We start from the raw sequence: 12344 nt of genomic DNA, 5'->3' as shown, positions 1-12344 counted from the left end.
GGCTCTTGGGGGAACTGGTTTCTTGCGAAATTCTTGGGCAACGTCGGGAATCGGCCCGCTGATTGTCCGGGTAAAACGGTAGTTCAGATAAAACTTGAGGCTGGGAGCCTGCCATGCGCCAGCGGGAAACCCGTTGACGCACGACAGACAACCAACCTCTAGCGCAATCGCTGATTAGCGACGCAGACCCAGGCGAGCGATCAGAGCGCTGTAACGGCTCAGGTCCTTGCCTTTCAGGTAGTCCAGCAGCTTGCGACGCTGGTTAACCATGCGGATCAGACCACGACGGGAGTGGTGGTCTTTACCGTTGGCCTTGAAGTGACCTTGCAGTTTGTTGATGTTGGCGGTCAGCAGTGCAACTTGCACTTCTGGCGAACCAGTGTCACCAACAGCTTGCTGGTAGTCAGCTACGATTTGGGCTTTTTCTTGAACGTCGAGAGCCATGAGGCAATCCTTTTATCAGGAAACCGTTACAAAAACGGTTTCAACAGGCCAGGGACAAATCCCTGTATCTATAAATGAGTAGTGACCGTGCCTGTTAACAGCCACACTCGTTCGGTCATTCTGACCGAATCAGTCGACGCGGCGCGATGCGCCCGTCTTCGCTCACTTCACCGATACCGATGAAGCGACCGTTATGATCCTGTACCCGCACCATGCCGAACTTCGGAGCATCCGGGGCACGTACCGGCTGGCCGTTGAGCCAGTAGAACGCGCTCGCTTCCGAGAACTGCAGCAGTGGCCAATCCTGCAGGCCGCTGTCCGATGGCATCAGGAAGCGGTCGACCGCTTCGTTGCCGCCTTCGGCATGTACCGCTTCCAGCTCTTCGAGGGTCACGGTCTGCGCCAGGGTGAAAGGCCCGGCCTGGGTACGGCGCAATTCAGCGACGTACGCACCACAACCGAGTTGCTCACCGATATCCTCCACCAGGGTACGAATATAGGTGCCCTTGCTGCAATCCACCGCAAGACGCGCAGTATCGCCTTCGAAGGCCAGCAATTCCAAGCGCGCAATAGTAACAGAACGCGGTTCGCGCTCCACTACTTCGCCTGCACGGGCCAGCTTGTACAGCGGCTGGCCATCACGCTTGAGAGCCGAGTACATCGGCGGTATCTGACTGATTTGACCACGAAATTTCGGCAGGAGCGCTTCAATGTCGGCCTGACCAACGGTCACCGGACGCTCCTGCAAAACCTCGCCTTCGGCGTCTGCCGTGGTGGTGGTCTTGCCCAGTTGCGCCAGGGTTTCGTAACCCTTGTCGGAATCGAGCAGGTACTGCGAGAACTTGGTCGCCTCGCCAAAGCACAGCGGCAACACGCCGGTGGCCAGCGGGTCGAGACTGCCGGTGTGACCGGCCTTCTCGGCGTTGAGCAGCCAGCGAACCTTCTGCAACGCGGCGTTGGAGGTGAACCCCAACGGCTTGTCGAGCAGGATGATGCCACTAACGTTACGACGGATACGTTTGACCTGAGCCACCGAGTTACTCCTTGGTGTCTTCGGGTGCAGCAGTTTCGTGCTGACTGTCTTCGGCCACCGCGCGCTCGATCAGAGCCGACAGGTGCGCGCCACGGGCGACACTTTCGTCGTAGTGGAAGTGCAATTGAGGCACGCTGCGCAGTTTCATTTCGCGCCCCAGCTGCATGCGCAGGAAGCCGGCTGCAGCGTTGAGCACCTTGATGGTCTGTGCGATATCGGCAGCGCCTTCCTGCCCCATCACGGTGATGAAGATCTTCGCGTGACCGACGTCACGGCTGACATCAACAGCGGTAATGGTGACCAGGCCGACACGCGGATCTTTGACTTCACGACGGATCAGTTGGGCCAGCTCGCGCTGCATCTGATCGCCGATACGTTGGGTACGGCTGTATTCTTTTGCCATGATTTGTTACCTGTTACTGCCCCGCGGTGAAACCCGCAAGGTCTGAAAGCGGCAAACGCCCGGCCTGACAAAAAGCCAGACCGGGCGTTGCGTTTAGAGTCCTGACGCCGTACCGCGCATTTTCATGCGACGGCCCGACGTGGCCCTTGAAGTGCGCGAGTCAGAGGCTGCGAGCAACCTGAACCTTCTCGAAGACTTCGATCTTGTCACCGACCTTGACGTCGTTGTAGCTCTTCACGCCGATACCGCATTCCATGCCAGCACGTACTTCGGAAGCGTCATCCTTGAAGCGGCGCAGGGATTCCAGCTCGCCTTCGAAGATCACGATGTCTTCACGCAGTACGCGGATCGGACGGTTACGGTGAACAGTACCCTCGATCACCATGCAGCCGGCGATGGCGCCGAACTTAGGTGAACGGAACACGTCACGGACTTCGGCCACACCGAGGATGTTCTCGCGAACATCGCTGCCAAGCATACCGGTCAGGGCTTTCTTGACGTCTTCGATGATGTCGTAGATCACGTTGTAGTAACGCATGTCCAGACCTTCCTGCTCGACGATCTTCCGTGCGCCGGCATCGGCACGCACGTTAAAGCCGAACAGTACAGCGTTGGAAGCCAGTGCCAGGTTGGCGTCGGATTCGGTGATACCACCGACACCGCCACCGACCACGCGCACTTGCACTTCGTCGTTGCCCAGGCCGTTCAGAGCGCCCTGCAGTGCTTCCAGCGAACCACGGACGTCGGATTTGAGGACGATGTTGAGCGTCTTCTTCTCTTCCTGACCCATGCTTTCGAAGATGTTTTCCAGCTTGCCGGCGTGAGCGCGAGCCAGTTTGACTTCGCGGAACTTGCCTTGACGGAACAGAGCCACTTCACGGGCTTTCTTCTCGTCGGCAACCACGCTCATCTCGTCGCCAGCATCAGGCGTACCGTCCAGGCCGAGGATCTCGACCGGAATGGCCGGACCTGCTTCCTTGATCGGCTTGCCGTTCTCGTCGAGCATGGCGCGCACGCGGCCATAGTTCGAGCCGACCAGCACCATGTCGCCTTGACGCAGCGTACCGTCCTGAACCAGAACAGTCGCTACCGGGCCACGGCCCTTGTCCAGACGCGATTCAACCACGACACCACGGCCAGGAGCCGATGGAGTGGCAGTCAGCTCGAGAACTTCGGCTTGCAGCAATACCGCTTCAAGCAGTTCGTCGACGCCGGTACCCATTTTCGCCGAGACCGGAACGAATGGAGTGTCACCACCCCAGTCTTCGGAGGTCACGCCGTGGGCCGACAGTTCGCTACGGATGCGATCGAGATCAGCGCCCGGCTTGTCGATCTTGTTCACTGCAACTACCAGCGGAACGCCAGCTGCCTGAGCATGCTGAACAGCTTCGATGGTTTGTGGCATCACGCCGTCGTCCGCCGCAACCACCAGGATCACGATGTCGGTCGCCTTGGCACCACGGGCACGCATTGCGGTAAACGCGGCGTGACCCGGGGTGTCGAGGAAGGTGACCATGCCACGTTCGGTTTCAACGTGGTAGGCACCGATGTGCTGGGTGATACCACCGGCTTCGCCAGCGGCTACCTTGGCACGACGGATGTAGTCGAGCAGCGAGGTCTTACCGTGGTCAACGTGACCCATTACGGTCACTACCGGCGCACGAGGAACAGCCTCACCTTCAAACTTCAGGGACTCGGCCAGGGAATCTTCCAGGGCGGTGTCGCTGACCAGGGTCACTTTGTGGCCCAGCTCTTCGGCTACCAGCTGAGCAGTTTCCTGATCAAGCACCTGGTTGATGGTCGCTGGAGTACCCAGTTTGAACATGAACTTGATGATTTCAGCAGCCTTCACCGACATCTGCTGAGCGAGATCGCCAACAGTGATGGTTTCGCCGATCTTCACTTCACGCACGACAGGGCCGGTCGGGCTCTGGAAACCGTGGGCGTTGCGTTTCTTCAGCTTGGCCTTGCCGCGACCGCCGCGACGGAAGCCATCGCTTTCTTCGTCGGTAGTGCGTGGCGCCACACGTGGAGCCGGTGCCTTTTCCTTGACCGAAGCGCGATGCGGAGCGTTCTTGCGCTCGCCATCGCCGCTGCCGCGACGGTTGTTGTCGTCGGCGCGTGGTTTGTCCGGACGGCGCTGTTCGTCACGCTTGCGAGTGTCGGCAGCTGGCGCAGCAGCCACAACCGGTGCAGCTTCGCGCACGGGTTCAGCGGCTGGCGCAGGCGCAGCAACAGGCTCGGCGGAAGCGGTCGGTGCAGCAGCAGGCTGGCGACGCGCTTCTTCTTCGGCGCGAACGCGGGCTTCTTCTTCAGCCTTTTGACGGGCAGCATTTTCTACTGCGCGACGCTCATCCAGTTCACGCTTGCGCTCGGCTTCGATTTCTTCCGGGCTACGCTGTACGAAAACTTTCTTCTTGCGGACTTCAACGCTGATGCTTTTGCTGCCAGCCACACGCAGGGTGCTGGTGGTTTTACGCTGCAGCGTGATCTTGCGTGGTTCTTCCACTTTCGCCTTGTGGCTGCTCTTCAAGTGAGTCAGCAGGGATTGCTTCTCACTGTCAGTCACATGTTCTTCGGCGGCGGTGTGCGGCAGACCTGCCTCACGCATCTGCTGCAACAGGCGCTCTACCGGTGTTTTGACCTCATCGGCCAGTTGTTTCACCGTGACTTGCGTCATGCATTTCTCTCCTCAGGCCGCGCCTAATTACTCGAACCAGTGGGCTCGGGCGGCCATGATCAACTTGCCGGCACGATCATCGTCAATGCCGTCGATGTCGAGCAGGTCGTCAATAGACTGCTCGGCCAGGTCTTCGCGGGTAATTACGCCGCGCACCGCCAGTTCCATCGCCAAATCCTTGTCCATACCCTCAAGCGAGAGCAGGTCTTCGGCCGGATGGGCGTCTGCCAGCTTTTCCTCAGTAGCGATGGCTTTGGTCAACAAGCGATCCTTGGCACGAGCGCGAAGCTCGTTGACGATGTCTTCGTCAAAGCCGTCGATGTTGAGCATTTCTTCCAACGGTACGTAGGCAATCTCTTCCAGGCTGGTGAAGCCTTCGTCAACCAGCACCTGAGCCAGCTCTTCGTCGACTTCCAGCTCGTCGATGAAGTTGCGCAGGATGTCGCCGGTTTCCGCTTGTTGCTTAGCCTGGATGTCCGATTCGGTCATCACGTTCAGGGTCCAGCCAGTCAGCTGGCTCGCCAGACGCACGTTCTGACCACCACGACCGATGGCCTGAGCCAGATTGTCTGCGCCAACGGCGATGTCCATGGCGTGGGCATCTTCGTCAACGATGATGGCCGCCACTTCTGCCGGCGACATGGCATTGATCACGAACTGCGCCGGGTTGTCGTCCCACAGGACGATGTCGACACGCTCGCCACCCAACTCGCCCGACACGGCCTGGACGCGCGAACCGCGCATACCGATGCACGCGCCCTGCGGGTCGATGCGTTTGTCCTTGGAGCGGACGGCGATCTTGGCGCGCGAACCCGGATCACGGGAAGCGGCCATGACCTCGATGAGGCCTTCAGCGATTTCCGGCACTTCGATACGGAACAGCTCGATCAGCATTTCCGGCGCAGTACGCGACAGGATCAGCTGCGGGCCACGGTTCTCGGTGCGGATTTCCTTGAGCAGCGCACGCAGACGCACGCCAACACGGAAGGTTTCGCGAGAGATGATGTCTTCACGGGCCAGCAACGCTTCAGCGTTATTACCCAGGTCGACGATCACGTTGTCGCGGGTCACTTTCTTCACGGTGCCGGAGATGATTTCTCCCAGGCGCTCGCGATAAGCGTCGACCACTTGAGCGCGCTCGGCTTCGCGCACTTTCTGCACGATGACCTGCTTGGCGGTCTGCGCAGCAATGCGGCCGAATTCGATGGATTCGATCTTTTCTTCGACGACGTCACCAACCTTGGCGCCAGGATGCGTTTCAGCAACCTTGCTTGGCCAGGTTTCGATGGCCGGATCATCGAGATCATTCTCTTCGACGACCGTCCAGCGACGGAAAGTTTCGTAAGAACCGGTGTGGCGATTGATTTCCACACGCAGATCAACTTCGTCTTCAAAACGCTTTTTGGTAGCAGTGGCCAGAGCCAGCTCCAGCGCTTCAAAAATTACGCTTGCCGGTACGCCCTTTTCATTGGATACCGACTCAACAACCAGCAGTACTTCTTTGCTCATCGTACGCCTCGCCTTTCGCAAGCCATTGGATCCGCGGGATCCGCGTCTCAGTCAAAACTGGGAATAATGTTGGCCTTGTCGATCATATCGATCGGCAACAGGAACTCATGGTCATCTACCTGCACCACGACATCCTGTTCTTCTACACCGCGCAGAAGGCCCTGAAAGTTGCGTCGTCCTTCAAAAGGCGAGCGCAGCCTGATCTTTACTTGTTCACCGGCAAATTTGGCAAACTGCTCAAGAGTGAACAGTGGGCGTTCCATGCCAGGCGAGGAAACTTCAAGGGTGTATTCAACGGAGATCGGATCTTCAACATCCAGCACACCGCTGATCTGACGGCTGACGATGGCGCAATCGTCCACCAGTACGCCGCCTTCCTTATCGATATAAACGCGCAACATTGAGTGACGACCTTGAGCCGAGAACTCAATACCCCAGCATTCATAGCCCAGGGCCACGACCACCGGGGCCAACAAGGCCTGCAACTCTTCTAGCTTGCTCGACACCTGAACCCCCTCGTGCATGTATGTGCATGCTTTGCAAAATAAAAAAATGGGCGAAACGCCCATCCTTGAAACGCCGTCGAACAGCGGCGTTGAAAGTGTCCAGCTAACAAAAAGCCCCTTAAAAGGGGCTCCTTAAACTGGTTGCGGGGGCCGGATTTGAACCGACGACCTTCGGGTTATGAGCCCGACGAGCTACCAGACTGCTCCACCCCGCGACAAAGCTGGGGCGGAAGTATACGACCGATCCCCAGTAGGGTCAATGTAACCTTCCACCTGCAAGAAAGCCCGCAACAGCGGGCTCTCCTGACTAATTGGTACCGAGAAGGGGACTCGAACCCCTACACCCTATGGGCACAACCACCTCAAGGTTGCGTGTCTACCAATTCCACCACCTCGGCAATACTACGTTTGAAACTCTTCTTACTTCTGCTCTTGAGCTGGAGGCACGTCAGTCGCTGGAGTAGCCGACTTTTGCTCTTGAAGCACCGGGACATCATCAGAAGCCGGTTGTTGCTTTGGAACTTCCAACACTGCCGGATTTGGCAAACCTGCTTGAGTCAGCTGATGAGCCTTCTCTTTAGCAAAGTATCCTAACCCCAAGCTGGTTATGAAGAAACCGGCGGCAAGTATAGCAGTAAACTTACTAAGAAAGGTAGAGGAACCTTGGCTTCCGAACACAGTATTTGAAGCACCTGCTCCGAAAGACGCGCCAGCGTCCGCACCCTTACCCTGCTGCAGCAAAACCAGAGCAACTACGCCCAATGCACCCAGCAGATGAAAAACGACTACGACTGTTTCCAGCATTTTTTCAGTTTCCCGCGGCGCGACAGATCGCACCGAACTCATCTGCATTCAGGGAAGCTCCACCAATGAGCCCCCCATCGATATCCGGCATGCCGAACAGTTCGACCGCATTGGCCGCCTTCACGCTGCCGCCGTATAGAAGCCGCACACCTCGCGCGACTTCAGAATTCTCTGCCGCCAACTGCTCGCGAATGGCTTTATGCACATCCTGAGCCTGCTGCGGCGCTGCAGTCAGCCCGGTACCAATGGCCCAGACCGGCTCGTAAGCGATCACTGCATTGGCAAAAGCACCGACACCCAGCTCCTCGATGATGCTGCCCAGCTGACGCCCGACAACTTCAAGAGTTTTTCCGGCTTCGCGCTGCTCCAGGGTTTCCCCTACACACAACACCGGAATCAAGCCACACGCCTGTGCCGCTGCGAACTTGCGATTCAGCATTCCGTCTCGCTCGCCCATGATCTGGCGGCGTTCGGAGTGCCCGACAAGCACCAGGGAACAACCTGCATCCACCAACTGACTCGGTGCAACTTCACCGGTCAATGCACCTTGCATCGATTCCACCGCAGAATTCTGCGCGCCGACCGAAATCGACTTTCCTTTCAAACCATCAATCACTTGATTGATATGCAGGCAAGGCGGGAATACCGCGACATCAACACCGCTTGGCAAGGCCAGATGACGAAGGCCGTTGATCAGCTCAGCGACGCTGGCGCGGGTACCGTGCATCTTCCAGTTACCAGCTACCATAGGGCGACGCATGCTGTACCTCGTCGGTCAAAGTGGGCGCAGATGTTACCCAACACAATCATGGCTGGCAAGCCGTATCAGGCAGAAACTTCAGTTACCAGTTTTGCCAGTTCTTCGGCATAGCTGCGAACCTGGGTTTCGTCCTCGCCTTCGACCATGACACGTACCAGAGGCTCTGTCCCGGACTTGCGCAGAAGCACACGCCCACGACCCGCCATCGCGCCGGTCACACGCTTGCTGGCTTCCTTGACAGCCGGGTGATCGAGCGGACTGTCGCCGCCACCGAAACGGACATTGATCAACACCTGAGGACACTTGCGCAACGCCTGACGGGTTTGCGCCAGGCCCTCGTTTCGGGTTTTCAGCGCCATCAACACCTGCAGGGCCGCGATGATCGCATCACCTGTCGTGGTGTGATTGAAGCAGACAACATGCCCCGAGTTTTCGCCACCCACCAGCCAATCGCGCTCAAGCAGCTCGGCAATCACATAACGGTCGCCGACATTTGCACGCACGAAAGGAATACCGAGGTCCGCCAGCGCCAACTCCAGGCCAAGGTTGCTCATCAGCGTACCGACCACGCCACCCTGCAATTTGCCACGCTCATGCAGGTCACGCGCAATAATGAAGATCAGCTCGTCACCATCAACAATTGCACCCGTGTGATCGACCATCAGTACCCGGTCGCCATCACCGTCGAATGCAATCCCCAGATCAGCGTGCTCGGCCAGCACCGCCGCCTGCAACGGCCCCATATGAGTGGAGCCGCAGTTGTCGTTGATGTTCAGACCGTTCGGCTGCGCGGACAGCACCACGACTTCAGCGCCCAGCTCGCGGAACACACTTGGCGCGACTTTATAGGTCGCTCCGTGTGCACAGTCGATCACGATCTTGAGACCTGCAAAACTGGTATTGGTCGGCACACTGCTCTTGCAGAACTCGATGTATCGGCCGGACGCGTCGTTGATTCGCGAGACCTTGCCGATCTTGCTCGACTCGACAACGGTCATTGGCGTATCGAGCAACTCCTCGATCATCAGCTCCAGCTCATCCGGCAACTTGGTGCCGCGACCGGAGAAAAACTTGATGCCGTTATCGTCGTGAGGGTTGTGCGATGCACTGATCACAATGCCGGCTTCAGCCTGGAAGGTGCGCGACAAGTAGGCAATAGCCGGCGTCGGCATCGGGCCGAGCAGCATCACATCAGCACCCGCCGATGTCAGGCCGGCTTCCAACGCCGATTCGAACATGTAACCGGAGATTCGCGTGTCCTTGCCGACGAGCACCTTGCAGGCACCCATTTTTCGGAATGCCATACCCGCAGCCCAGCCGAGCTTGAGCATGAAGTCAGGAGTAATCGGGTATTCACCGACACGACCACGAATGCCGTCGGTACCAAAGTATTTCTTGCTCATAAGTGCTCCATCATTCTTATTCGGCTGATTCCACGGCCGCGATCATGCGTACGACATCCACCGTTTCTGCCACATCATGGACGCGCAATATACGCGCGCCTTTGACCGATGCCAGTGCGGCCAGGGCCAGACCACCATACAGACGCTCGCCCACCGGGCGATTCAGGGCCTGTCCAATCATGCTTTTTCGCGAGACACCAACCAGCAGAGGCCGCCCCAATGCATGAAGGGCATCCATGTGCTTGAACAAGCTTAGATTGTGCTGCAGGGTTTTGGCGAAGCCGAAGCCAGGATCAAGAATGATCCGCTCGGCAGGAATGCCAACCGAAGCGCATCGCTCCATACGCTCGGCGAGAAACTCACTCACTTCCCGGGTGACATCCTGATATTGCGGATTGTCCTGCATGTCACCTGGCTCACCCAGCATGTGCATCAGACAGACCGGCAACCCGGTGGCTGCAGCGGCATCCAGTGCACCGTCACGCTGCAGCGACCTCACGTCATTGATCAACCCGGCACCCAGTCGCGCAGTTTCCCGCATGACCGCCGGAGTCGACGTATCGACAGAGATGATCACATCCAGCTCGCGATTGATCAGCTCCACGATCGGCGCCACACGCTCCAGCTCTTCGAGTGGCGAAACCGCTCGCGCACCAGGCCGAGTGGACTCTCCGCCAACATCGATCAGCGTCGCACCGGCCAACACCATTGCCTCAGCATGACGCAGGGCCGCATCAAGCTGGCTGTATCGGCCACCATCGGAGAAGGAGTCGGGAGTGACATTGAGAATGCCCATGACATGCGTCCGGGCCAAATCAAGAACCCGGTTGCCGCAAGGCAACCGGGTCAGGGACGGTACAGAAGTCATTTCAAACCTTAAACGTCAGCAGCCGGACCGCCAATCGGTGTTTCCGGACGCTCATCCTGAACCACCGGAGGAGGCGTGCCAGTGCCGGTGCCGCCCGACCAGTCACGAGGTTCGCGAGGCGTGCGACCCGCCATGATGTCGTCGATCTGCTCAGCATCGATCGTCTCGTACTTCATCAAGGCATCTGCCATGGCATCAAGCTTGTCACGATTGTCGGTCAGGATCTGCTTGGCGGTGCCGTAGCACTGATCGATGATGCTGCGCACTTCCGAGTCGATCAGCTTGGCGGTTTCGCCCGAGAAGCTGGCGTTCTGACCGCCACCGCCACGACCGAGGAAAACCTCGCCCTCTTCTTCCGCATACATCAACGGACCGAGTTTTTCAGACAGGCCCCACTTGGTCACCATGTTCCGTGCAATCTGGCTGGCACGCATGATGTCGTTGGAGGCGCCGGTGGTCACACCGTCGAAGCCCAGGGTCATTTCCTCAGCGATACGACCACCGTACAGCGAGCAGATCTGGCTGATCAGCGCGCGCTTGGACAGGCTGTAGCGATCTTCTTCCGGCAGGAACATGGTCACACCCAACGCACGACCGCGCGGGATGATCGACACTTTGTAGACCGGATCATGCTCGGGCACGACGCGACCAACGATAGCGTGACCCGCTTCGTGGTAGGCAGTGTTCTGCTTTTCTTTCTCGGACATGACCATGGATTTGCGCTCGGCGCCCATCATGATCTTGTCTTTGGCCAGTTCGAACTCTTTCATCTCGACGATGCGTTTGCCGGCACGGGCAGCAAACAGCGAAGCCTCGTTGACCAGGTTGGCCAGGTCAGCACCGGAGAAGCCCGGAGTACCACGTGCGATAACGGCCGGAGCAACGTCGTCACCCATTGGCACTTTACGCATGTGCACCTTCAGGATCTGCTCGCGACCACGGATATCCGGCAGACCGACCACTACCTGACGGTCGAAACGGCCCGGACGCAGCAGCGCCGGGTCCAGCACGTCAGGACGGTTGGTTGCAGCGATGACGATGATGCCGTCATTCATTTCGAAGCCGTCCATCTCCACAAGCAACTGGTTGAGAGTCTGCTCGCGCTCGTCGTGACCGCCACCCATGCCGGCGCCACGATGGCGACCAACGGCGTCGATCTCGTCGATGAAAATAATGCAGGGGGCGTGCTTCTTGGCCTGTTCGAACATGTCGCGAACGCGGCTGGCACCTACACCAACGAACATTTCGACGAAGTCGGAACCGGAAATGGTGAAGAACGGCACCTTGGCTTCGCCGGCAATCGCCTTGGCCAGCAAGGTTTTACCGGTACCCGGAGGACCAACCATCAGCACGCCGCGAGGAATGCGGCCGCCCAGGCGCTGGAACTTGCCCGGATCGCGGAGGAACTCGACCAGTTCGCCAACTTCTTCCTTGGCTTCGTCGCAACCGGCAACGTCAGCCAGAGTGGTTTTCACCTGATCTTCGGACAGCAGACGCGCCTTGCTCTTGCCAAAGCTCATCGGCCCGCCCTTGCCGCCCGCACCGCCCTGCATCTGGCGCATGAAGAACATGAACACCGCGATGATCACCAGGATCGGGAAGCTGGCCACCAGAAGCTGGGTCCAGATGCTTTGCTGTTCAGGCTGCTTGCCTTCGACCACAACGTGATTGTCGACCAGGTCGCCGATCAGGCCATTGTCCTGGATTGCCGGACGAATGGTCTTGAAGCTGTCGCCATCGTTGCGCTTGCCGGTAATCACGTAGCCGTCGACGGCCACGCGCTCGACCTTGCCATCCTTGACCTGCTGGATGAAGTCGGAATAGTTGAGGGTCTGCGGCTCGTTAGGGCTGGAGAAGTTGTTCATCACCGTCACCAGGACAGCCGCGATGATCAACCACAGGATCAGATTCTTTGCCATATCGTTCAATTAACT

At 58.4% G+C, this 12344-nt stretch carries 11 protein-coding genes and 2 tRNA genes; all 13 read right to left on the bottom strand.

Features of this window, described 5'->3' with window-relative positions; translation table 11 throughout:
* Positions 1-174: 174 nt before the first annotated feature.
* A complete protein-coding gene (gene rpsO / locus IF189_RS04150) occupies positions 175-444 on the bottom strand; it encodes a 30S ribosomal protein S15 (RefSeq protein ID WP_085698397.1) in 270 nt (89 codons plus the stop codon).
* A gap of 115 nt (positions 445-559) precedes the next feature.
* Positions 560-1477, bottom strand: coding sequence for a tRNA pseudouridine(55) synthase TruB (gene truB / locus IF189_RS04145; protein WP_134825458.1), 918 nt, complete (start codon positions 1475-1477; stop codon positions 560-562).
* Between the two features lie 4 nt (positions 1478-1481).
* Positions 1482-1880, bottom strand: coding sequence for a 30S ribosome-binding factor RbfA (rbfA, locus tag IF189_RS04140; protein ID WP_119426654.1), 399 nt, complete (start codon positions 1878-1880; stop codon positions 1482-1484).
* A 160-nt stretch (positions 1881-2040) separates the two neighbouring features.
* Positions 2041-4560, bottom strand: a complete 2520-nt coding sequence (gene infB / locus IF189_RS04135) for a translation initiation factor IF-2 (RefSeq protein ID WP_085711845.1) — start codon at positions 4558-4560, stop codon at positions 2041-2043.
* Between the two features lie 27 nt (positions 4561-4587).
* The gene (nusA, locus tag IF189_RS04130) at positions 4588-6069 is read right to left on the bottom strand and encodes a transcription termination factor NusA (RefSeq protein ID WP_003221546.1); all 1482 of its coding nucleotides are present in this window, start codon (positions 6067-6069) and stop codon (positions 4588-4590) included.
* A gap of 47 nt (positions 6070-6116) precedes the next feature.
* Positions 6117-6575 (bottom strand): ribosome maturation factor RimP, encoded by a 459-nt coding sequence (rimP, locus tag IF189_RS04125; protein WP_065260004.1) that lies wholly within the window; start codon positions 6573-6575, stop codon positions 6117-6119.
* 138 nt (positions 6576-6713) lie between these two features.
* A tRNA-Met gene (locus IF189_RS04120) sits at positions 6714-6790 on the bottom strand.
* A gap of 97 nt (positions 6791-6887) precedes the next feature.
* Positions 6888-6973 (bottom strand) — tRNA-Leu (locus tag IF189_RS04115).
* A gap of 22 nt (positions 6974-6995) precedes the next feature.
* Positions 6996-7379, bottom strand: coding sequence for a preprotein translocase subunit SecG (secG, locus tag IF189_RS04110; protein WP_011332406.1), 384 nt, complete (start codon positions 7377-7379; stop codon positions 6996-6998).
* Between the two features lie 4 nt (positions 7380-7383).
* Complete coding sequence (gene tpiA / locus IF189_RS04105; RefSeq protein ID WP_192552878.1) at positions 7384-8139, bottom strand: triose-phosphate isomerase; 756 nt, start codon at positions 8137-8139, stop codon at positions 7384-7386.
* Positions 8140-8204: 65 nt separating this feature from the next.
* Complete coding sequence (glmM, locus tag IF189_RS04100; RefSeq protein WP_192552877.1) at positions 8205-9542, bottom strand: phosphoglucosamine mutase; 1338 nt, start codon at positions 9540-9542, stop codon at positions 8205-8207.
* Between the two features lie 16 nt (positions 9543-9558).
* Positions 9559-10410 (bottom strand): dihydropteroate synthase, encoded by an 852-nt coding sequence (gene folP, locus IF189_RS04095; protein ID WP_192552876.1) that lies wholly within the window; start codon positions 10408-10410, stop codon positions 9559-9561.
* An 8-nt stretch (positions 10411-10418) separates the two neighbouring features.
* The gene (gene ftsH, locus IF189_RS04090; RefSeq protein ID WP_085711849.1) at positions 10419-12329 is read right to left on the bottom strand and encodes an ATP-dependent zinc metalloprotease FtsH; all 1911 of its coding nucleotides are present in this window, start codon (positions 12327-12329) and stop codon (positions 10419-10421) included.
* Positions 12330-12344 lie beyond the last annotated feature (15 nt).

Source organism: Pseudomonas sp. IzPS59 (genome assembly GCF_014863505.1).
GTDB classification, from domain to species: Bacteria; Pseudomonadota; Gammaproteobacteria; order Pseudomonadales; family Pseudomonadaceae; genus Aquipseudomonas; species Aquipseudomonas kribbensis.
Note: the sequence above shows the minus strand (reverse complement) of the source record. Positions and strands in the feature narration are given on the sequence as shown.